Source organism: Undibacterium sp. Xuan67W, assembly GCF_049340165.1.
GTDB lineage: Bacteria > Pseudomonadota > Gammaproteobacteria > Burkholderiales > Burkholderiaceae_D > Undibacterium.
Map to the genome: position 1 here is coordinate 1 of NZ_JBMPPN010000028.1, position 22273 is coordinate 22273.

A 22273-nucleotide genomic window follows, 5' to 3' on the forward strand; every position below is an offset into this window, starting at 1 on the left:
TCCTGTCCAAGGACGAAGGCGGTCGTCATACACCATTCTTCAACAACTACCGTCCACAATTCTACTTCCGTACAACGGACGTGACTGGTTCGATCGAGTTGCCGAAAGACAAAGAAATGGTCATGCCAGGCGACAACGTCTCCATCACAGTCAAGCTGATCAACCCGATCGCGATGGAAGAAGGTCTCCGCTTCGCGATCCGTGAAGGTGGTCGTACTGTTGGTGCTGGTGTCGTTGCTAAAATTATTGAGTAATAGAAGTAGCAACAATTAGTTCTAAATAAATATAGCGACTTGCCAAGGTCGCTATATTCATCAAGTGGTTCTAAGCTGTAGGGGTGTAGCTCAATTGGCAGAGCGTCGGTCTCCAAAACCGAAGGTTGTAGGTTCGATTCCTACCGCCCCTGCCATCAACAAGGCCGCAGGGCGCCGAAAGTAAATAAAGTATGTCTAACCAATCTGTACAAACAGTCAGCACTTCGAATGATAAGTACAAAATCATTCTTGCGGTAGTTGCTGCGGTTGCTGGTGTTGCTGCTTTTTATGTTCTTGTTAGTCAGCCAGCTTATATACGTGCTGCTGCATTGATTGCAGGTTTGTTGGTGGCAGTTGCTTTGATCTCGGTGTCTGAAACAGGTCGTAACTTCGTTTTGTTTGCTAAAGAAGCTGTGCGTGAAACGAAGAAAGTAGTTTGGCCGACTCGTAAAGAGGCTGGTCAGATCACTGCTGTGGTATTCGGTTTTGTGTTGGTGATGGCTATTTTCCTCTGGGGCACTGACAAGTTTCTCGAGTTTCTGCTGTATGACGTAATTCTTGGATGGAAAAAATAATGACTGAGCACATTCAGGAAAATCAAGAAGGTACGGAGCCAGCGGTTTCTGTGCCTAAAAGCGCTAAAAGATGGTACGCAGTTCATGCCTATTCTGGCATGGAAAAAAGTGTACAGCGCGCATTGACTGAGCGTATTGAGCGCGCAGAAATGCAAGACAAGTTCGGTCAGATTCTGGTGCCCACCGAAGAAGTGATTGAAGTAAAAAATGGTAAAAAAGCGGTAACTGAGCGTCGTTTGTTTCCTAGTTATGTATTCGTTGAAATGGAAATGACAGACGACACTTGGCATCTGGTAAAAAATACTAGCAAGGTTACGGGCTTTATCGGTGGTAAGTCTAATAAGCCGTCGCCAATTCCTCAGCACGAAGTCGATAAGATTTTGCAGCAGATGCAAGATGGCGTTGAAAAGCCAAGGCCAAAAGTACTGTATGAAGTAGGTGAGGTTGTTCGTATTAAAGACGGTCCATTTACTGATTTTAACGGCAATGTTGAAGAAGTGAATTACGAAAAATCAAAAGTTCGCGTGACGGTCACTATTTTCGGTCGTGCGACTCCGGTTGAGCTTGAGTTTGCTCAAGTCGAAAAGGTATAAAGAATTAGCGCTTTTCAGTGCGTGATGCCATTGTAGGTGGGTGTTTAAACTGAAGTGAAGTAACAGAGGAGCCCAGTAAAGCAGAAATGCCTTGTTGGGCGCTACTACTCAATTAATGAAGGAGCCATCATGGCAAAGAAAATCATCGGTTTTATCAAGCTGCAAGTCCCAGCTGGTAAAGCAAATCCATCCCCACCTATCGGTCCAGCATTGGGTCAACGTGGTCTGAACATCATGGAATTCTGCAAAGCGTTTAACGCACAGACGCAAGGTGTTGAGCCAGGTATGCCTATCCCTGTTGTGATCACTGCGTTTGCGGATAAGTCTTTCACGTTTGTGATGAAGACACCTCCAGCAACTTATCTGATCAAAAAAGCCGCTGCGATCACTAAAGGATCCGCTAAGCCGCATACAGATAAAGTCGGTAAATTGACACGTAAGCAAGCAGAAGAAATCGCGACTTTGAAGCGTCCTGATTTGACAGCCGCTGATATGGACGCAGCAGTGCGTACGATCGCTGGTTCTGCTCGCTCCATGGGTATCACGGTAGAGGGATTGTAATGGCTAAGTTATCCAAAAAAGCAAAATTGCTTAAAACCAAAGTAGATCGTCTGAAAGTATATTCTTTCGATAACGCGATTGCTTTGATCAAAGAATGCGCTACTGCGAAATTCAATGAATCCATCGACGTTTCCGTGCAACTGGGCGTAGATCCTAAAAAATCTGACCAGGTTGTTCGTGGTTCTGTTGTGTTGCCTGCCGGTACAGGTAAAACTGTTCGCGTAGCGGTATTCGCACAAGGTGCTAAAGCTGAGGAAGCTAAAGCGGCAGGTGCTGATATCGTTGGTATGGAAGATTTGGCAGAGCGCATCAAAGCTGGCGATATGCCATTTGATATCGTTATCGCATCCCCGGACACAATGCGTATCGTTGGTACGTTGGGTCAGGTTCTCGGCCCACGTGGTCTGATGCCAAATCCAAAAGTTGGTACGGTCACGCCTGATGTTGCTACTGCAGTTAAAAATGCAAAAGCTGGTCAAGTGCAATATCGTACTGATAAAGCCGGTATCATTCATTCGACAATCGGTCGCAAATCTTTTGCTGATGCTGATTTGAAAGCGAACTTGTTGGCATTGGTTGAAGCTTTGAATAAAGCAAAGCCAGCTTCCAGCAAAGGTGTGTATCTGCGTAAAGTATCTCTGTCGTCCACAATGGGCGCTGGCGTACGTGTAGATCACGGCAACTTGGCTGCGTAATAAAGAATTAAGTCCATACATTTAAAAATGTATGGCGAATCTTTGGGCTGTCCGACCAAGTAATTAGGTGGGCAGAGAGTCAAAGACCGTTGGGCTTTATGTGTTGAATTCGTACTAAGGCATAAAGTTAAATCGCAAGAGAGTTATCTTAAGTACCCAACGCAGATGGTGTACCCGATCAAGTTTTGTAGTTACATACTGGCCTTCCAGTAAAACTCCTAACTTCGGACGCCGTGTTCGAAACGATATGAGGGCTTTACTTCATCCTGATGTAAAGACTGAATATCATAATTGGAGGTTGACCGTGAGTCTCAATCTGAATGATAAAAAAGCTGTCGTCGCTGAAGTCTCTGCAAAAGTTGCAACTGCACAGACTATCGTCGTAGCTGAATATCGTGGTATCCAGGTCGGTCATTTGACGCAATTACGTGCTAACGCACGTGCTCAGGGCGTGTACATGCGCGTGTTGAAAAACACACTCGCACGTCGTGCTGTCGAGGGAACTGCATTTGCAAGCCTCGCTTCTGAAATGACTGGCCCGTTGATCTATGCGATCTCGGAAGATGCTGTTGCTGCTGCTAAAGTTGTACAAGACTTCGCAAAAAGCAATGACAAGCTGGTTGTCAAAGCAGGTAACTATGCTGGTAAATCGCTGGATAAAGCTGGCGTTATCGCATTGGCAAGCATTCCTAGCCGTGAAGTATTGTTGGCGCAAGTGTTGGGTATGATGCAGGCTCCTGTATCTGGCTTCGCACGTGCTCTGGCAGCTCTCGCCGCAAAGAAAGAATCTGATTCACCTGCAGCGCCGGTAGCGGAAGTTACTGAAGCAGTTGCTGAATAAGATTTTTCGTCAAATACCGTATTAATGTAATTTATAAATTGGAGTTTCAAATGGCAATTAGCAAAGACGATATCCTGGAAGCCGTAGGCGCGATGTCCGTAATGGACTTGAACGACTTGGTTAAGGCATTCGAAGAAAAATTCGGCGTTTCCGCTGCTGCAATGTCTGCTGGTCCAGCTGCTGGTGCTGCTGCCGCTGCTGTTGAAGAGCAAACAGAATTCAACGTAATTCTGTCTGAAGTTGGCGCAAACAAAGTTGGCGTTATTAAAGCAGTTCGCGAAATCACTGGTCTGGGCTTGAAAGAAGCTAAAGATCTGGTTGATGGTGCACCAAAAGCTGTTAAAGAAGCTGTTGCAAAAGCTGATGCTGAAGCAGCTAAAAAGAAATTGGAAGATGCTGGCGCGAAAGCTGACATCAAGTAATTTCGCGGTATTATGGCAGGTCTCAGGATTTGCCTAAGTCAAAGACAGGAATCCTCTCGGAAGAGAAGGTTCCTCTTTGGCTTCTTTGTCGTTCATATTTTGTTGTTTCGGTAATACTTTTTGCCGGTTTTGAAGTTCCCGAGGTTAAGGGCTGAGACTTGAGGTTTCTTTTTGTAATGTTGAATTACCATTGGAATCCTGAATTCTCCATCCTTCCTTGTCACTAACGGAGTGTCCATGCACTACTCATTTACTGAGAAGAAGCGCATTCGTAAGTCTTTTGCGAAACGCGCTAACGTTCACAACGTTCCGTTCCTGCTGGCGACCCAGCTCGAGTCATATTTGGGCTTTTTGCAAGCCGACAAAATAGCGTCGGCACGTAAAAATGAGGGCTTGCAGTCAGCCTTCACGTCCATTTTTCCGATCGTGTCGCATAACGGGTTCGCACGTCTCGAATTTCTATCCTATGTTTTAGGTGATCCTGCTTTTGACGTCAAGGAATGTCAACAGCGTGGTCTCACTTTCGCATCTCCTTTACGTGCCAAGGTGCGTTTGGTGATTTTGGATAAAGAATCTCCAACCAAACCTGTCGTCAAAGAAATGAAAGAGCAAGAAGTCTATATGGGTGAATTGCCGCTCATGACGACAACCGGTTCTTTCGTAATTAACGGGACTGAACGCGTTATCGTGTCTCAGTTGCATCGTTCCCCGGGCGTGTTTTTTGAACATGACCGCGGCAAGACACATTCTTCCGGTAAATTGCTGTTCTCAGCACGGATTATTCCTTACCGTGGTTCTTGGCTCGACTTTGAATTCGATCCAAAAGACATTTTATTCTTCCGTATTGACCGTCGTCGCAAGATGCCAGTCACTATTTTGTTGCGTGCTATTGGCATGAATAATGAGCAGATTCTTGCTAATTTCTTCGTGTTTGATAATTTCACCCTGCATAACGATGGCGCTGAAATGGAATTCGTTTCTGAGCGTTTGCGTGGTGAAGTTGCACGTTTTGATATCGCTGATAAAGCTGGCAAAGTGATTGTCGCCAAAGATAAGCGTATCAATGCAAAGCATGTGCGTGAAATTGATGCTGCAGGGATCAAGCATATTTCTGTACCTGAAGACTACCTGCTTGGTCGCGTTATTGCGAAAAACATTATTGATGGCGACACTGGTGAAGTGATTGCGAACGCTAATGATGAGTTGACCGAAGAGTTGTTGGGTCGTCTGCGCGATGCAAAAGTCAGCACGATTCAAACTCTGTACACAAATGATCTGGATCAAGGCTCATACATTTCCCAGACTTTACGTACGGATGACACCTCAGACCAGATGGCTGCCCGTGTCGCGATTTACCGTATGATGCGTCCTGGCGAACCACCAACAGAAGATTCTGTTGAAGCCCTGTTCAATGGCTTGTTCTACAGCGAAGAGCGTTACGACTTGTCCGCAGTAGGCCGTATGAAGTTCAATCGCCGTATTGGTCGCGATGAACTGACAGGCGCAATGACTCTGTCGAACGAAGACGTATTGGCTGTGATTAAGATTCTGGTTGAGTTGCGCAATGGTCGCGGCGAAGTCGATGATATCGATCACTTGGGTAATCGTCGTGTACGTTGCGTCGGCGAATTGGCTGAGAACCAATTCCGTGCTGGTCTGGTACGTGTAGAGCGTGCTGTCAAAGAGCGTCTGGGTCAGGCTGAAGCCGACAACCTGATGCCGCATGACCTGATCAACTCCAAGCCTATCTCTGCTGCGATTCGTGAGTTCTTCGGTTCTTCCCAGTTGTCCCAGTTTATGGATCAGACCAACCCATTGTCAGAAATCACGCATAAGCGTCGTATTTCCGCGCTGGGACCTGGTGGTTTGACACGTGAGCGCGCTGGCTTTGAAGTCCGTGACGTTCATCCAACCCATTATGGCCGCGTCTGCCCGATTGAAACACCAGAGGGACCAAACATTGGTCTGATCAACTCACTGGCCTTGTATGCGCGTCTGAACGAATATGGCTTCTTAGAAACGCCATACCGTAAAGTGGTTGACAGTAAAATCACTCAGCAAATCGATTATCTGTCCGCTATCGAAGAAGGTCGTTACATCATCGCTCAGGCAAATGCAACAATTGACGGCAACGGCACACTGGTTGATGAACTGGTCTCCGCGCGTGAAGCTGGCGAAACGATTCTGGTTTCTCCGGAACGTATCCAGTACATGGACGTTGCAACTGGCCAGGTGGTTTCTGTTGCGGCATCGTTGATTCCATTCCTTGAACACGATGATGCGAACCGTGCGTTGATGGGTGCCAACATGCAACGTCAGGCAGTTCCTTGCCTACGTCCAGAGAAAGCATTTGTCGGTACTGGTATTGAGCGTACCGTTGCAGTCGACTCCGGTACGACGGTACAAGCATTGCGTGGTGGTAAAGTAGATTACATCGATGCTGGCCGTATCGTGATTCGCGTGAATGACGTTGAAGCACAAGCCGGTGAAGTCGGTGTTGATATCTACAATTTGATCAAGTACACACGTTCCAACCAAAATACCAATATCAACCAACGTCCTATCGTTAAGGTTGGTGACATGGTTGCGAAGGGTGACGTATTGGCTGACGGCGCTTCCACCGATCTGGGTGAGTTGGCGCTGGGTCAAAACATGCTCGTTGCGTTCATGCCTTGGAATGGTTACAACTTCGAAGATTCGATCCTGATCTCTGAAAAAGTAGTCGCTGATGACCGGTACACCTCGATTCATATCGAAGAATTGTCGGTTGTTGCCCGTGATACTAAATTAGGTGCAGAAGAAATCACACGTGATATCTCTAATCTGGCTGAGAATCAATTAGCACGCCTGGATGAAGCAGGTATCGTCTACATCGGTGCCGAAGTCACTGCTGGTGATACTCTGGTGGGTAAAGTGACGCCAAAAGGCGAAACCCAACTTACACCAGAAGAAAAACTGCTGCGCGCGATTTTCGGTGAAAAAGCTTCTGACGTTAAAGACACATCTTTGCGCGTACCATCCGGCATGGTCGGTACTGTCATCGATGTGCAAGTGTTCACTCGCGAAGGCATACAGCGCGACAAACGTGCTCAACAAATTATTGATGATGAGCTGAAGCGCTATCGTCTTGATTTGAATGATCAGTTACGTATTGTTGAAGGCGATGCATTTGAGCGTCTGGAACGTATGTTGATCGGTAAAGTCGCTAATGGTGGCCCGGCTAAATTGGCTAAGGGTAGCAAGATCACTAAGGAATATTTAGCTGATCTGGATAAATATCACTGGTTTGATATTCGTCCGGCGGATGATGATGCAGCTAAAGCTTTGGAAGCGATTAAAGATTCCATCGCTGAAAAACGTCATCAGTTCGACCTCGCTTTTGAAGAAAAACGTACTAAGCTGACACAGGGCGATGAACTGCCGCCAGGCGTGCAAAAAATGGTCAAGGTCTACCTTGCTGTTAAGCGTCGTCTGCAACCTGGTGACAAAATGGCGGGTCGCCATGGTAACAAGGGTGTGGTTTCCCGTATCGTTCCTATCGAAGACATGCCTTATATGGCTGACGGTACACCAGCCGACATCGTGTTGAACCCATTGGGTGTTCCGTCACGGATGAACGTTGGTCAGGTTTTGGAAGTGCATCTGGGTTGGGCGGCTAAAGGTCTGGGCTTGCGTATCGGCGAGATGCTGAAAGCAAAGGCTAAGGTTGAAGAGTTGCGCGGTTTCCTGAAGCAGATCTATAACGAGTCCGGCAAGACAGAGGATATCGATGGCTTGTCCGATGCGGATATTCTGGCGTTGACTGCCAACCTGAAAAACGGTGTGCCTTTCGCGACGCCGGTATTTGACGGCGCGCATGAGTCTGAAATTCGCCGCATGCTGGATCTTGCTTATCCTGACCATATCGCTAAACAACTCGGCATGACGCCATCGAAAAATCAGGTCACCCTGTACGATGGTCGCACTGGCGAAGCGTTTGAGCGTAGTGTCACCGTTGGCTACATGCACGTACTGAAATTGCACCATCTGGTTGATGACAAGATGCATGCGCGTTCTACAGGCCCTTACTCACTCGTTACACAACAACCACTCGGCGGTAAAGCTCAGTTCGGTGGTCAGCGTTTCGGTGAGATGGAGGTCTGGGCTCTTGAAGCGTACGGCGCGTCTTATGTGTTGCAAGAGATGCTGACAGTGAAGTCCGATGACGTGAATGGACGTACCAAAGTGTACGAAAATCTCGTCAAGGGTGATCACGTTATCGATGCAGGCATGCCGGAATCCTTTAACGTTCTCGTTAAAGAAATCCGCTCACTGGGTATCGACATCGATCTGGAACGCGAATAAGCGAGTATGCGGTAGGAAAAAATCAACCACGGGTTTGATCGTGGTTGATTTGTAAGCCTGGTTCAGTAACAAATTTTTCACACCAACTGGAGTGATACATGAAAGCCCTGCTCGATTTATTCAAGCAAGTTCAGCCAAATGAACAATTCGACGCGATCAAAATTGGTCTTGCGTCACCAGAAAAAATCCGTTCATGGTCCTACGGCGAAGTTAAAAAGCCGGAAACCATCAACTATCGTACTTTCAAGCCAGAACGTGACGGTTTGTTCTGCGCCAAAATTTTTGGCCCGATCAAAGATTACGAATGCCTTTGCGGTAAATACAAACGACTGAAGCATCGTGGCGTGATCTGCGAAAAATGCGGCGTTGAAGTGACTCTGGCGAAAGTGCGTCGTGAACGCATGGGTCATATCGAACTGGCTTCGCCTACAGCGCATATCTGGTTTCTGAAATCTCTGCCATCCCGTCTGGGTATGGTACTGGACATGACGTTGCGTGATATCGAACGCGTTCTGTATTTTGAAGCCTATGTTGTGACCGATCCAGGCATGACTCCGCTGAAAAAATGCCAGATCATGTCGGAAGACGATTACGCTGCAAAATACGAAGAACACGGTGATGAATTCACCGCATTCATGGGTGCTGAAGGTATTCGTGAGTTGCTGCGCTCCATCGACATTGACCGTGATGCAGAAACCCTGCGTACCGAGTTGAAAGAATCGAAATCTGAAGCCAAGATCAAGAAATACGCGAAACGCCTGAAAGTACTGGAAGCATTCCAGCGCTCCGGTATCAAGCCAGACTGGATGATCATGGAAGTGCTGCCGGTTCTGCCGCCAGAGTTACGTCCATTGGTTCCGCTCGATGGCGGTCGTTTTGCGACTTCCGATCTGAATGATCTGTATCGCCGTGTTATTAACCGTAATAACCGTCTGAAGCGTTTGATGGAATTGCGCGCTCCGGAAATCATTACGCGTAACGAAAAACGTATGCTGCAAGAAGCGGTCGATTCATTGTTAGACAATGGTCGTCGCGGTAAGGCAATGACAGGCGCGAATAAACGTCCTCTGAAATCTTTGGCAGAAATGATCAAAGGTAAGGGCGGTCGTTTCCGTCAAAACTTGCTGGGTAAGCGCGTCGATTACTCCGGTCGTTCCGTTATCGTGGTCGGCCCGCAACTGAAATTGCATCAGTGCGGTTTGCCAAAATTGATGGCTTTGGAATTGTTCAAACCATTCATTTTCAATAAATTGGAATTGATGGGTTTAGCGACAACGATCAAGGCAGCGAAAAAACTCGTTGAAATTCAAGAACCAGTGGTTTGGGATATCTTGGAAGAAGTGATTCGTGAACATCCAATCATGTTGAACCGTGCACCAACGCTGCATCGTCTTGGTATTCAGGCGTTTGAACCAGTCCTGATCGAAGGTAAAGCGATCCAATTGCATCCACTCGTCTGCGCAGCTTTCAATGCCGACTTTGACGGTGACCAGATGGCGGTTCACGTACCTTTGTCTATCGAAGCACAGATGGAAGCCCGCACATTGATGCTCGCTTCTAACAATATTCTGTTCCCATCCAATGGCGAACCGTCTATCGTGCCTTCGCAGGATATCGTTTTGGGTCTGTACTACGCGTCTCGCGAAGCTATTAACGGCAAAGGCGAAGGCATGATGTTCCCTGACGTTTCAGAAGCGATCCGCGCCTGGGACAACAAGGAAGTCGAGCTGGCAACACGTATTACTGTTCGTATCACTGAATATCCAAAAGACCTGGCAACTGGCGAATTCGTTAAAACGATCAAACGTTACGAAACCACAGTTGGCCGCGCGATTTTGTCAGAAATTCTGCCAAAAGGTTTGCCATTCACCGTGCTGAACCGCGCGTTGAAGAAAAAGGAAATTTCCAAACTGATCGATACATCGTTCCGTAAATGTGGCTTGCGTGCAACGGTCGTTTTTGCTGATCAACTGATGCAGATGGGTTTCCGACTCGCGACACGTGCAGGTATCTCGATTTGTATCGATGACATGCTGGTACCACCGCAAAAAGTCACATTGTTGGCAACAGCTGAACATGAAGTCAAACAAATCGAACAGCAATACGCTTCCGGTTTGGTCACTGCTGGCGAACGTTACAACAAAGTGGTCGATATTTGGGGTAAGACCGGTGATGAAGTCGGTAAGGCGATGATGGAACAACTCAAAGTTGAACCAGTCACCCGTCGTGATGGCACTGTCGGTACTCAGGAATCTTTCAACGCGATTTATATGATGGCCGACTCCGGTGCGCGTGGTTCTGCCGCCCAGATTCGTCAGTTGGCAGGTATGCGTGGTCTGATGGCGAAACCGGATGGTTCTATTATCGAAACACCGATTACCGCGAACTTCCGCGAAGGTCTGAACGTTCTCCAGTACTTTATTTCTACTCACGGTGCGCGTAAAGGTCTGGCCGATACGGCCTTGAAAACAGCGAACTCCGGTTACCTGACACGTCGTCTGGTTGACGTAACCCAAGATCTGGTCGTAATCGAAGATGATTGCGGTACAGCGAATGGCGCGTCCATGAAAGCGATTGTTGAAGGCGGTGAAGTGAATGTGCCTTTGCGTGATCTGATCTTGGGTCGTGTAGCTGCCAACGATATCGTCAATCCGGAAACACAAGCGAATCTGTACGATGCAGGCACTCTGCTCGACGAAAACGCGGTGGAAGAAATCGAACGCCTCGGTATCGACGAAGTCAAAGTCCGTACACCATTGACATGCGACACACGCTACGGGTTGTGCGCAATGTGTTACGGTCGTGATCTGGGTCGTGGTTCTCTGGTCAATGCGGGTGAAGCAGTCGGTGTTATCGCTGCTCAGTCGATTGGTGAGCCGGGTACTCAGTTGACGATGCGTACGTTCCACATCGGTGGTGCGGCATCCCGTGCAGCGATTGCTTCTTCTGTTGAAGCTAAGTCTAACGGGACGATTCGTTTCACAGCAACGATGCGTTACGTCACGAACGGTAAAGGTGACCAGATCGTTATTTCCCGGTCAGGCGAAGTCTTGATCACGGATGACCACGGTCGTGAACGTGAACGTCATAAAGTACCTTACGGTGCAACCCTGATCGTCAAGGACGGCCTGGTGATCAAAGCTGGTACAGCCTTGGCAACCTGGGATCCGTTGACACGTCCGATTATCACTGAGTACACAGGTACCGTGAAATTCGAAAACGTCGAAGAAGGCGTCACTGTTGCGAAGCAGGTTGATGAAGTAACCGGTTTGTCTACTCTGGTGGCGATCGATGCGAAACGTCGTGGTAGTGCAGCAGGTAAAACACTTCGTCCACAAGTCAAGCTGTTGAACGAGCAAGGTGAAGAGGTCAAGATCTCTGGCACTGAGCACGCAGTAACAATCGGCTTCCAGGTAGGTGCGCTGATTACCGTCAAAGACGGCCAGCAAGTACACGTGGGTGAAGTATTGGCGCGTATTCCGACTGAATCACAAAAGACTCGTGATATTACCGGTGGTCTGCCACGCGTTGCTGAATTGTTCGAAGCACGTTCACCAAAAGATGCAGGTATGTTGGCTGAAGTCACTGGTACGGTTGCGTTTGGTAAAGAAACCAAAGGTAAGCAACGCCTGGAAATCACCGACATGGACGGCGAGAAGCATGAGTTCCTGATCACCAAAGACAAACAAGTCTTGGTACACGACGGTCAAGTCGTGAACAAAGGTGAGATGATTGTTGACGGCCCGGCCGATCCACAAGATATCCTGCGTTTGTTAGGCATCGAAGCGCTGGCACGCTACATCGTCGATGAAGTACAGGACGTGTACCGTTTGCAAGGCGTTAAGATCAATGACAAGCACATCGAAGTGATCGTGCGTCAGATGTTGCGTCGTGTTGTTGTGGTTAATCCGGGCGATGCGAATTACATCGTCGGTGAACAAGTTGAGCGTTCTGATCTGTTGGGTGAAAACGATCGTGTGGCTGCTGCTGGCGGTATTCCTGCAACGTATGAAAATATCTTGCTGGGTATTACTAAAGCGTCTCTGTCGACAGATTCCTTCATTTCGGCAGCGTCCTTCCAGGAAACAACACGCGTCCTGACAGAAGCAGCGATCATGGGCAAGAAAGACACCCTGCGCGGTCTGAAAGAAAACGTCATCGTTGGTCGTCTGATCCCGGCTGGTACAGGTCTGGCGTTCCACCGCGCTCGCAAGTTGAAAGAAACTTGGGAAGCCGATGAACGTACAGCCCTGCTGCAAGCTGAAAAAGCGGCATTCGCGCCTGCACCGGAAGTTGCCTCTTCCGATGTGGCAGACGGTGACGCGTAACATCGGTTGACGAGATAATCGTCAGCAAAACGGCACCGCAGCTAGTCTCCGGTGCCGTTTTTTTATATTTATCCAGCAAATTAAAAACTCAATGAACCGTATTTTTAATACCAGCCAAATTCTGTTACTGCGTGATCACTGTGGATCGCAAGTGGATGTCGAAGTCGTGCAGGAAACAGGGTCGACCAATGCGGATCTGTTGGCTAGGATTGACCATTTATATGCACCTGTCCTGCGTGTCGCTGAGAGTCAGACCGCAGGACGCGGTCGCGCTGGACGCGTCTGGCATTCAGTACCGGGTGGCATGCTCACCTTTTCCCTGGCGTGGCGTTTTACCAAAAGCGCACAAGCTTTGTCTGGCCTGCCGCTGGCGATAGGTGTGGTCATCGCCGAAGTGCTGATCAGCTTAGGCGTACTGGTGCAATTAAAATGGCCTAACGATGTTCTCAAAGAGAATAAAAAGCTTGCCGGGATCCTAATCGAGACCGCAGCTGACCATGTGGATAACGATGCGATGTGGGCGGTCATCGGAATAGGTTTAAATTTACGCGTACCAGATGTTTTAGAGGTGGAAATCGGACAGGCGGTAGCAGACGCGCCATGGCTGGCGCAAATGGACCGGAATCTCCTGTTAGCACACTTGTTAAATGCCTTAGCAAGAGCGCTCGGTGAATTTCAGCAGCAAGGATTTGCCGCGTTTATGTTGCGTTGGAATGCTTTGCATGCTTATGCAGGGCAGGCTGTCAAAATAGTCGATAGAGGCGTGGTTTTGCACGAAGGAACGGCGCTTGGCGTCGATGAGTCAGGATGCCTGTTGCTGAAAACAGAAGGTGGTCAAGTCACTGTGCTTGCCGGTGATGTATCCTTACGTCCGCTTAGTTGAGTACGTTTTTTAGATACACAAATATGAATACGTAGGCTGGATGCGGCTTTCAGAGGCATTTCGTGCTAACAGGCTCGCCTGGATTGCGGATTCCTTTTTGGCACTTATAAAAAACCTCCACATTGAAATATTACATTGGTAGGGCTGACACGAGAACCAAGACCAAAACCTCTCACCACAGAGAGACGGAGGCAAAGGGAAAAGACAGGACTAAGTGGTTTCATCAACTATCGACCAAAGGGTTTTTAGAAGCTCCCTTTTGAACATTTCTGTTGATAAGGCTGAGTTTGCCTATCTGAGTGATCGATAGAAATTGTTCACTTTCTCGTTCCCCTCCGGAGTAAAGAAATTTTGGTTTATGTGTGAGTCCTGATAATGACAACATACTTAAAGGTCATGCCACCATGCTGTTATTGATTGATGCCGGCAACACCCGCATTAAATGGGGGATACCGGAGCTGTCCGGCACACCGGTGGCGTTGCCGCCGGTATGGCAGCATCAGGGTTCTGTCAGCCATGCCGAACTCGACAATCTTGCCGAGATTTTGCGCCAGTTTGTCATTACACAGATCCTCATTTCCAATGTCGCAGGAGCTGAGGTCAAAAGCCGTATCGCCGACCAGTTAGCCTTAGCCGCTCCCGCGGTACAACCCGAATGGTTCGCGTCATCCGGTTATGCAGCGGGTCTTCACAATGCCTATCTTCAGCCTGCTCAGTTGGGGGCAGACAGGTTTGCCGCCGCAATTGCCTCACACGCCTTATATCCAGGTCACAATCTCATCGTGGCGACCTGTGGTACAGCGACCACGATTGATGCAATCAGTGCCGACGGCATATTTCATGGCGGGATGATTTTGCCCGGTCTGAAACTTATGGCGATGTCGCTGGCAAAAAATACCGCACAGTTACCGCAAGTAGCAGAAAGCATCAACCTGGACAATCTGTTTGCCAACCACACTGAGAACGCGATTGTCAGCGGCTGCATCAATGCGCAGACCGGTGCGATTGAGAGAGCGGTGGCGAGATGGGCAATTCAGCGCAAGCAAGACGTGATCTGTCTCATTTCTGGTGGCGCGGCAACATATCTGCTGCCCCATCTTGGCATCACCTGCCAGCATGTGGATAATCTGGTCTTGACCGGATTGGCGCTTGTCGCCTCATCAACGAACGCACCTGGCGACGTGCCTGCTAATGCTGCGCTCCCTAACAAGAACAGATAAACCTATGCTGAGATTTTTTTTCTGGAGTTTGCTGGTACTCAACGCAGCTCTGCTGGCGTTCAATTTAGGTTATCTCGGTACCTGGGAGATGGATACGCACGAGCCACAGCGCATGACGAAGCAGCTTCAGAGCGACCAATTGCAACTGATCTCGGCCAGTCTCGCCATGGCGCCTTCCGAAGTTCCGGCGGAGAAAAAGAATGATATCGTCGCCTGCCTCGAGATCGGTAATTTCCCGCAAGCAGATGCCCCAAAAGTGGAAGAAAAACTGAAGACTCTCGCTTTAGGTGAGCGTCAATCGCGTATTAATGTGATGGATGTCGCTACCAATATGGTGTTCATTCCATCGCAAGGCAGTAAAGAAGGAGCAGAGAAAAAAGCCGGCGAATTACGTCGTCTTGGCATTACCGACTTTTTCATCGTACAAGATCAGTCAAACCTGCGATTTGGTATTTCGCTAGGCGTGTTTAAAACGGAAGAAGCAGCCAAAGCACATCTCGCCAATTTAAATAACAAAGGCGTACACAGCGCCCGTATCGGCCCGCGCACCATTACTACTAACAAGTTCGCCTACCAGCTGCGTGCCCTCAATGCCGATGAAAAATCCCGCTTTGACGTCATCAAACTCGATTTCGCAGCACAAGAAGTCCGCAACTGCCAGGCCACACCATATAGTCGGAATTAAGCCCTGACAGGATCGTGAGATTGTTTAAGGTACGAATAGTTAATCATGCGCTTAATTTATTGCAATGTTCTTGATTTTTTGCAGTTGTACAGAGCTAGGACGTCATTCGTTTTAGATAAATTAGCGTACGCGCTGTATTTCGTTTAGCGTCACTAGCCACCTCGGGCTGAGATTCTGGCATCAGTTTTGCTTCATAGTATTTTTTCTGATTACGATTGATTTTGGTATGTGCAATCCCAGACATTTTTCACTCGCATGTCGTAGGGCTTGTCTGACCATTTGTGTTTCAATTTACATCGCCAAAAAATCTGTAAAAATATCACCTTTAAGTGTTGCTGGAATGGTTAGCTTCAGTAATACTTTATTGCGCCTAAAAAATAGTTATTTTTGTGCCCCCCTAGACTGTCCTGATGTCATAGCGCGATTCTGGATTTGCTGAAGAAACATTCCAATAATGTAAGGTAAGTAAGATGAACAAACTCCTTTCGCAAAAAAGCCGGATGAAGCATTTTTCCAAACAGTTTCAACAAGCTGTAAAGGGTGAGATCAGACTGGACCGGACGCAGCTAATTGAGGTCGGCGGACGCTTAACGCCGGTGTTGCAACATGGTTCTACCGTCATTAACATGGATTTTTCTCTGGTAGATGGATTTTTCAGGCAGACGGGCACAGCCGCTACTGTTTTCGTCAAAGATGGCGACGATTTTGTGCGAATTTCTACTTCAATCAAAAAAGAAAACGGAGATCGGGCGATCGGCACACCGCTGGACCGCGCCCATCCGGGCTACAAACGGTTGATCCAGGGAGAGTCATACATTGGTTATGCGACTTTGTTTGGAATTCAGTACATCACACAATACAACCCGGTCAAAGACGCTTCTGGCGCGATCATTGGGATTCTATTTGTCGGTATCAATGTCAGTAATCAGGCGCAGATGGGTATTAGTACCAAGGTGTCCCTGACGGTGTTTGGCCTAGTCAGCTTATTAGTCCTAATTTTTATCGCTGTTCTGAGTGGTAATCTGCAAGAACTAGCACCTCAGCAAAGCGAAAAAGTTGCCAGCCTGCGTAATTGGGCAATGCTGACAGCCATCGTTGCCGTCGGCGTATTGTCAGTGCTGATGAATAGCTTGATTAAGGCGATGGTAAGTCGTCCGTTGCAGGATGCGATGAGGGGAGCGCAAAAATTAGCTGCTGGTGATTTAACGATGTTATTGCATATTGGCCGTCGCGACGAGATTGGTCAATTGATGCAATCGATCAATGGCATAGGTACAGGATTGACCGGCGTTGTCGGAAGCGTTCGCAGCGGTACTGATCAGTTGACGGTCGTGACGAGCGAAATCGCCAGTGGTAACAATGATCTTTCGGCCCGTACCGAATCACAGGCCAGTTCACTTGAAGAAACCGTTTCCACCATGGAACAACTGACAATGACGGTGAAGCAGAATGCGACCAACGCACAGCGAGCCAATCAACTGGTGTCGTCCGCATCGCAAGTCGCTACGCAAGGGCAGCAAGTAGTATCGCAGGTGGTCGATATGATGAGCACGATTCAGCAGAGTTCCCGCAAAATCGGCGACATCATCGGGACAATTGAGAGTATCGCATTTCAGACGAATATTCTGGCCTTGAACGCCGCCGTAGAGGCAGCCCGCGCCGGTGAGCAAGGTCGAGGTTTTGCCGTTGTCGCGTCAGAGGTCAGGAATCTGGCGCAGCGCTCATCTGGCGCCGCGAAGGAAATTAAAACGCTGATTGGCGAATCGGTGAGCCAGGTAAACACAGGAAACCAGCTGGTAGAAAAAGCAGGAAAAACCATGGGCGATATCGTCGTGTCGGTACAGGACGTAGCGGAGATCATGACCCAAATTACAGAGGCCGGCAACGAACAGAGCGTGAGTATCAGCGAGATCAATCTCGCCATCGTACACATCGATGAGATGACGCAGCAAAATGCGGCTCTTGTAGAGCAAGCCGCCGCGGCAGCCTCCAGCCTGCATGAACAAGCTGCCAAATTATCACAAGTGGTGGGCACCTTTAAACTTGCGCACGCAGTCCGCTAAGCGACTTTTCTGCTGCGCTGATCTACCTGCCGTTGCTTCAATTATCTGTGGTCTGCCTTCCTGACAGACCTGATATCTTATGTTCTTTGTATCTCCTCTGGGGTAACCTCCTCATACCCTGACTTGTGGGCATTGAGCTACATTGCGAGAAGAAATCAGAAGAAGTTTGTATCCCTGCCGACAATAGATTATGCTAAAACCGCCAGCAAATAACGGCGATTATCCAGAACGATAAAAAGGAGACAACATGAAAATAGCATACAGATATATTTTTACAGTTTTACTCAGCTTACTCTTCACCCACACCACGTTCGCCTCTGAACATGGCTCCGCTCAGGAAGCAACGGATCTGGTGAAAAAAGTCATCACGTATTACAAAGCAAACGGTAAGGACAAAACTTTTGCGGAGATCAATGACCCTAAGGGACAATTTATCGTCAAGGATTTATATATTTTTGCCGGTGCGTTAAAGAGCGGCGGACCAACCATGGCACACGGTGCAAATCCTAAGCTGATCGGCAAATCGCTGGGCGATCTGAAAGATGTTGACGGTGTCTATTTTGTCCGAAAAATGAATGAGGTCGCCAACAGCAAAGAAGGCAAAGGCTGGGTCGACTATAAATGGCCGAACCCGACTACCAAAGAGCTGGAAAAGAAAAGTACTTATGTAGAGCGGATCGATGATCTGTACTTTGCTTGCGGTATTTATAAGTGATTCCGCAATAGCGACACGGCTTCCAGGCTGAAATGCCTTGGGAAGCCGCGTCAATGCTGCGATGAAGGCTTATCAATTCCTCATTGATATTGCTTAATGAAAAAAAACGTCCGTTCTTTGATCTTTTACTGCCCTCACGGTCCTGTCTTTCATGGCGATTACTTGGTTGAAATCAACGGCGTTTTCTTTATCCATTGAAACCAGTTTGCGCAGCATATCTACTTTGTTTTTTTCACAGGCATCGAAATAGTAGCAAGACGATTGAACTTCAACGTCTTGTTCATTGCATGTCATACCTAAATCGCAGCCAACCAGACGCCAAGCCAAGCCAAGCCATAGGCGTTTTCGTCAGTTGGAGACGGTGGCTTTCCCCCATTGATTGTGTTTGTCAGTCCCATTTGATTTCCCCATTGAGTGATCAAAAATTGATCACCCGTGATCAAAACTGCTTTTGAAGCACTTTCCCTTTGAGCTACGCTTTTTGCTTCACTCAACTTTTTATTGATCTGTAATAGAGGATCGAGTGACACATTCGGATTTTTTCCTAAACTTACCAGCTCAGCTCAGCTCTAGCTTCGCTTGGCGATATGCCGGAACATCGATCCTGAAGAAATGAGAGCGCCTTTTGCTTGTCAGAAGCTAATTGATGGCTTTCAAATTGATCATATTTCAAGGTTGAGGAGGTCTCCAATTCTTTAGTCAACGGCATTTTTAGGCATTCAACAAGCGCTATCTTGGTTAAAAATAAACCGCCTTCTGATGGTTTTGTTTTGGCAATCGCAATAAAAGCTCTCAAGTTCCTGGATTGACCAAACTGCGCTAGAAGTTTTTGAGATTCTGATTTATCTGTCGTTGAGATTGCTTTCCCCGGCGGCTCTGGAATGACTTCGGCAAACCATTTATTTGGTTTTACACTTGTTTGAGAGTGTGAATCATCCAGCGTGAACATTGGCGTGATGCGCGCCTCCTCATTAAAAATAAAATGATAGGCAAATACACCGCCTAGAACGACCAGGGCAAAGAAAGCAATTTTTTTCATGATACCTTCAACCTAAAACTGATTAACCATTGGCGCAGGCTTTCGGTTTTACAACGCCATCACTACGCGTAATGTTTTCAGTTGGAGACATTACAATTTCAGGCACATTTGATGCAGACATAAATCCCCTCCAAATCCAAGTTTCCGTACCACCATCAGCGTAAGTGACGTTAAATTTTGTTCCATTCGGCACTTTAGTACCCGCGCCTGCAGCTAAATTAGCTTGTCTAAATTTTTTTCGGTAGCCAACCGGCGCTCAACGAAAAAGCCACAAGGTTCACACCCTGTGGCTTTAATTAAACTACTTGATGAAATTAAACAGCGACTGCTTAGGTTTTCGGTTTAAACGCAGTGAATTCGCCATTTTGAACAATTTCAGTTAAGCGCTTCTGTAACTGCAAAACCTGTTGAAATTGTTTTCCGTCCTTATCTCCAGACCTCTCTAAATTTTGGCGAAATAAATCGGAGAGAGAGTTAGCGCAAATATCTTGGTTCAAACAAGTAATTGAAACATAATGATTTGTTTCATCGCACACCAAACCAAGTGAGCAGGGAACTAGACGCCATGCATATTGCATTATATTGGTTTCTTCACTTGTCCCGTTGTAGGGCTTACCATCTAGCCAGTAAGTATCGAATTTTTGATTAACTGGTTCACTTAATAAAGAGCTGAAATTATCGATAAGCAAAGGGTCTTTGCTTGCCATCACCTTTTCTTTAATTACACGCATACTTTCTAGCCTTTGAGTAATATCGGCTGTGGCGGCTGCTTGTAACTGATCACTTATTATTTTTGAGAAAATATCGTTCTTTTCTATGCTCTGCTTGTGCGTTTTTGCAAGGGCATCTTGTGTTATTTCATCGGGTAAAAAGCTTTGGCATAAAGTTTTTAATGACTCAAAGGCTTGTTGGCGCTTGGCATAAATTTCTGGTGACCGTTTAGCGTCATAATTAAGTGTGGGCTTTCCTTGAACAATATAATCTTTAACGACCAAACATTCGCCCATTCCTATTGCGGCATAATACCCGCCGCCTAACTCTGGATGCTGTTTTGCGTACTCAACAAATGCACGCATATCACGAGTAGTTGAATATTTTATTGCCAGTTCAAAAGTTGATGATTTCTTTTCTATTTTTGGTGGAAAATTGGTGCCTACTCGAGCAAGGTCGTTGGCAGCGTTTAGTACAGTGGCTTCGGATGTGGGGGCACTGACTTGTGTTAAGGGGCGCTCTGGGTTTTGCGTATAGAAATAGGCAGCTATCGCAACAACACTTAATGTAATGATGCTTATTAGCATTTTGAATGTTGTCAGGGTTTTCATTTGAAAATCTCCAGTTAAGTATTTTTAGGGCAATTAGCGCTAGGCTCAGCGTTACCAGTACCTGGAACTAAGGTCCCAGGTACTGGTTGTTGCAATACTGAAATTGACGATATTGCGGGATTGACTATCCAATCCTCAGTTCCATTGTCGGCGTAGGTAACTGTGTGTATAGTTTTATTCCCAACAATTTTATAAATCAAGCTTCCCAAAATTCGCGCCCCTGGGCCTTGATAAAGCTTAATATTTGCTTCTTATTGATTGGTAGCTTTGCTAGTTGGAGAATAGTCAGCAAGCAGCAATGCAGGTATTTATAATGATTATCTAAATAATCATTTTTTACTACTTAACAATATTTAATAAGCAATTATTTAGCAACATGAATTCATTAATCATTGATGAAATGCTTACATTTGTTTCGAAATAGCAACTATCAATAACTTTGTTTCTTGGGGAATGTAGAGAAGCACTGTGAGAGATGGATGATTTTAATAATTCGCGTTGGAAGAGTGTGGTTGACGGGCTTTCAAGTGCGCCTACTGTGTCAGATCATCTCTGCGATCTCGCTGCGGTAAATATTAATTCGTTCTAAATTCTCATATTGTGGGAATCGACCCTTGAAATTCTGGAATACGCTGTTAGGATGAGATCTTCATCTGGCGTGTAATCCTATGAGCGTTCATCCTATTCATCAGGCGGTATTGAGTGCGATCCCATCAAGCGAGCGGGTGTTGCAGGTGCTGGTTTGTATTGCCCGTGCGGGGCAGAGTATGGCGGCACGTGACATCGCGGCGCAGACAGGTATTCCGTTGAGCACGGTGTATCGCCAGCTCGCGCCGCTGAAAAAATGGGGGCTGGTGCAAGAACATGGACAGAGTGGTTTGTATGAGCCGGGTCCGCTGGCAATGCAGCTTGCCTGGGGTTTTGATCATCATTCGTATCTGATGGCGGAGGCGCGCTCAGAAATCGAGCAACTGGTGCAGCGTTCAGGTGAAAGTGTCGGTTTATTAGTGCATGTGAACGGTCAGTTGATTTGCCTCGATATGCAAGAAAGTCAGCAAGCCCTGCGCTGTTCATTTACGAAAGGCAGTGCAAATTCACTGCTGCGTGGGGCATCCGCCAAAGCCTTGCTGGCCTATTTGCCGCAAGCGGTTCAGGATGATCAGATGCGCTCGCTCCCGGAAAAAGAGCGGGAAGTATTGCAAGCGCAATTACTGGCAATACGCCAGCAACATTACGCCATCACTGAGAACGAAATCGATGAGGGTGTCTGGGGTGTCAGCGTACCGGTTTTTTCATCGAAAGATAAACTGGAAGCGAGTCTGTCTTTGATGGCACCTGTCAGCCGAGCCCAGCAACGCCATGCTGACTATATCCAGATGACCATGGCAGCGGCAGCGCGCATTGGTCAAAAACTACGTGATCACTAACCGGCATGAGATGAAAAGGAACTGCTGCAAACCCTTGAATCGATATTTGATGGCAACCTTACTCCTGCTTTTCTCAGTGTCTCCGTGTTTCTATGTTTCTGTGTTTCTGTTGTGAGAGGTCTTGATTTTTGCATCTGTCCTATCGGCAGGGATTTTCAATTTAGAGATGTTGAAGAGTTTCCAAAACAGAATCCGCAAGCAGGATGCGCCTGTTAGCATGAAATGCCTTGGAAAGCCGCATGCAGTCTGCGGATTCTGTTTTTGGGTGTTAGAGAAATTTTTCGTCAGTCCTAGCTAATGTATGGA

17 protein-coding genes, 1 tRNA gene and 1 pseudogene are annotated in these 22273 nt (G+C 47.3%); 16 read left to right on the forward strand and 3 right to left on the reverse strand.

Annotated features, from left to right (window positions below; translation table 11 throughout):
• The 15 genes and pseudogenes from tuf to ACO0LE_RS18320 all read left to right on the forward strand — a co-directional run.
• Positions 1-254 (forward strand): annotated as a pseudogene (tuf, locus tag ACO0LE_RS18250) (elongation factor Tu); the annotation flags it as partial.
• Positions 255-333: 79 nt separating this feature from the next.
• Positions 334-409, forward strand: a tRNA-Trp gene (locus ACO0LE_RS18255).
• A 36-nt stretch (positions 410-445) separates the two neighbouring features.
• The gene (secE, locus tag ACO0LE_RS18260) at positions 446-829 is read left to right on the forward strand and encodes a preprotein translocase subunit SecE (RefSeq protein WP_422961765.1); all 384 of its coding nucleotides are present in this window, start codon (positions 446-448) and stop codon (positions 827-829) included.
• On the forward strand, positions 829-1422 hold the full coding sequence (gene nusG / locus ACO0LE_RS18265; protein WP_422961795.1) for a transcription termination/antitermination protein NusG: 594 nt from the start codon (positions 829-831) through the stop codon (positions 1420-1422). Before secE ends, nusG begins: the two co-directional genes overlap by 1 nt.
• Before the next feature lie 129 nt (positions 1423-1551).
• On the forward strand, positions 1552-1983 hold the full coding sequence (gene rplK, locus ACO0LE_RS18270; RefSeq protein ID WP_262838750.1) for a 50S ribosomal protein L11: 432 nt from the start codon (positions 1552-1554) through the stop codon (positions 1981-1983).
• Positions 1983-2678 carry a 50S ribosomal protein L1 gene (gene rplA / locus ACO0LE_RS18275; RefSeq protein WP_422954807.1) on the forward strand — a complete coding sequence of 232 codons (696 nt, stop codon included), beginning with the start codon at positions 1983-1985 and terminating at the stop codon, positions 2676-2678. Before rplK ends, rplA begins: the two co-directional genes overlap by 1 nt.
• Before the next feature lie 304 nt (positions 2679-2982).
• Complete coding sequence (rplJ, locus tag ACO0LE_RS18280; protein ID WP_422961766.1) at positions 2983-3519, forward strand: 50S ribosomal protein L10; 537 nt, start codon at positions 2983-2985, stop codon at positions 3517-3519.
• A gap of 50 nt (positions 3520-3569) precedes the next feature.
• Entirely contained in the window at positions 3570-3941 is a 372-nt protein-coding gene (rplL, locus tag ACO0LE_RS18285; protein ID WP_262838747.1) for a 50S ribosomal protein L7/L12, read from the forward strand.
• Between the two features lie 237 nt (positions 3942-4178).
• On the forward strand, positions 4179-8285 hold the full coding sequence (gene rpoB, locus ACO0LE_RS18290) for a DNA-directed RNA polymerase subunit beta (protein WP_422961767.1): 4107 nt from the start codon (positions 4179-4181) through the stop codon (positions 8283-8285).
• 98 nt (positions 8286-8383) lie between these two features.
• Complete coding sequence (gene rpoC, locus ACO0LE_RS18295; RefSeq protein ID WP_422961768.1) at positions 8384-12613, forward strand: DNA-directed RNA polymerase subunit beta'; 4230 nt, start codon at positions 8384-8386, stop codon at positions 12611-12613.
• 91 nt (positions 12614-12704) lie between these two features.
• Entirely contained in the window at positions 12705-13496 is a 792-nt protein-coding gene (locus ACO0LE_RS18300) for a biotin--[acetyl-CoA-carboxylase] ligase (protein ID WP_422961769.1), read from the forward strand.
• A gap of 404 nt (positions 13497-13900) precedes the next feature.
• Positions 13901-14716 (forward strand): type III pantothenate kinase, encoded by an 816-nt coding sequence (locus ACO0LE_RS18305; protein WP_422961770.1) that lies wholly within the window; start codon positions 13901-13903, stop codon positions 14714-14716.
• 4 nt (positions 14717-14720) lie between these two features.
• Positions 14721-15401: an SPOR domain-containing protein gene (locus tag ACO0LE_RS18310; RefSeq protein ID WP_422961771.1), complete on the forward strand. Its 681-nt coding sequence runs from the start codon at positions 14721-14723 to the stop codon at positions 15399-15401.
• A gap of 470 nt (positions 15402-15871) precedes the next feature.
• The gene (locus ACO0LE_RS18315) at positions 15872-17464 is read left to right on the forward strand and encodes a methyl-accepting chemotaxis protein (protein WP_422961772.1); all 1593 of its coding nucleotides are present in this window, start codon (positions 15872-15874) and stop codon (positions 17462-17464) included.
• A 247-nt stretch (positions 17465-17711) separates the two neighbouring features.
• Positions 17712-18179 carry a cache domain-containing protein gene (locus ACO0LE_RS18320; protein ID WP_422961773.1) on the forward strand — a complete coding sequence of 156 codons (468 nt, stop codon included), beginning with the start codon at positions 17712-17714 and terminating at the stop codon, positions 18177-18179.
• A gap of 296 nt (positions 18180-18475) precedes the next feature.
• Here the strand turns inward: ACO0LE_RS18320 and ACO0LE_RS18325 are convergent, their stop codons facing one another.
• The 3 genes from ACO0LE_RS18325 to ACO0LE_RS18335 all read right to left on the reverse strand — a co-directional run bounded on the left by ACO0LE_RS18325 (position 18476) and on the right by ACO0LE_RS18335 (position 20540).
• Positions 18476-18709: a hypothetical protein gene (locus tag ACO0LE_RS18325; protein ID WP_422961774.1), complete on the reverse strand. Its 234-nt coding sequence runs from the start codon at positions 18707-18709 to the stop codon at positions 18476-18478.
• A gap of 20 nt (positions 18710-18729) precedes the next feature.
• On the reverse strand, positions 18730-19218 hold the full coding sequence (locus ACO0LE_RS18330; RefSeq protein WP_422961775.1) for a hypothetical protein: 489 nt from the start codon (positions 19216-19218) through the stop codon (positions 18730-18732).
• A 329-nt stretch (positions 19219-19547) separates the two neighbouring features.
• Positions 19548-20540, reverse strand: coding sequence for a hypothetical protein (locus ACO0LE_RS18335; RefSeq protein WP_422961776.1), 993 nt, complete (start codon positions 20538-20540; stop codon positions 19548-19550).
• A gap of 668 nt (positions 20541-21208) precedes the next feature.
• On the opposite strand from ACO0LE_RS18335, the gene ACO0LE_RS18340 reads away from it, so the two are divergent.
• The gene (locus ACO0LE_RS18340) at positions 21209-21967 is read left to right on the forward strand and encodes an IclR family transcriptional regulator (RefSeq protein ID WP_422961777.1); all 759 of its coding nucleotides are present in this window, start codon (positions 21209-21211) and stop codon (positions 21965-21967) included.
• Positions 21968-22273 lie beyond the last annotated feature (306 nt).

Bases quoted from the DNA above. Each gene is read 5' to 3' on its own strand.
- secE (WP_422961765.1), top strand. From the start codon at position 446: ATGTCTAACCAATCTGTACAAACAGTCAGCACTTCGAATGATAAGTAC.
- nusG (WP_422961795.1), top strand. From the start codon at position 829: ATGACTGAGCACATTCAGGAAAATCAAGAAGGTACGGAGCCAGCGGTT.
- rplK (WP_262838750.1), top strand. From the start codon at position 1,552: ATGGCAAAGAAAATCATCGGTTTTATCAAGCTGCAAGTCCCAGCTGGT.
- rplA (WP_422954807.1), top strand. From the start codon at position 1,983: ATGGCTAAGTTATCCAAAAAAGCAAAATTGCTTAAAACCAAAGTAGAT.
- rplL (WP_262838747.1), top strand. From the start codon at position 3,570: ATGGCAATTAGCAAAGACGATATCCTGGAAGCCGTAGGCGCGATGTCC.
- rpoB (WP_422961767.1), top strand. From the start codon at position 4,179: ATGCACTACTCATTTACTGAGAAGAAGCGCATTCGTAAGTCTTTTGCG.
- rpoC (WP_422961768.1), top strand. From the start codon at position 8,384: ATGAAAGCCCTGCTCGATTTATTCAAGCAAGTTCAGCCAAATGAACAA.
- ACO0LE_RS18300 (WP_422961769.1), top strand. From the start codon at position 12,705: ATGAACCGTATTTTTAATACCAGCCAAATTCTGTTACTGCGTGATCAC.
- ACO0LE_RS18305 (WP_422961770.1), top strand. From the start codon at position 13,901: ATGCTGTTATTGATTGATGCCGGCAACACCCGCATTAAATGGGGGATA.
- ACO0LE_RS18310 (WP_422961771.1), top strand. From the start codon at position 14,721: ATGCTGAGATTTTTTTTCTGGAGTTTGCTGGTACTCAACGCAGCTCTG.
- ACO0LE_RS18315 (WP_422961772.1), top strand. From the start codon at position 15,872: ATGAACAAACTCCTTTCGCAAAAAAGCCGGATGAAGCATTTTTCCAAA.
- ACO0LE_RS18320 (WP_422961773.1), top strand. From the start codon at position 17,712: ATGAAAATAGCATACAGATATATTTTTACAGTTTTACTCAGCTTACTC.
- ACO0LE_RS18330 (WP_422961775.1), bottom strand. From the start codon at position 19,218: ATGAAAAAAATTGCTTTCTTTGCCCTGGTCGTTCTAGGCGGTGTATTT.
- ACO0LE_RS18335 (WP_422961776.1), bottom strand. From the start codon at position 20,540: ATGAAAACCCTGACAACATTCAAAATGCTAATAAGCATCATTACATTA.
- ACO0LE_RS18340 (WP_422961777.1), top strand. From the start codon at position 21,209: ATGAGCGTTCATCCTATTCATCAGGCGGTATTGAGTGCGATCCCATCA.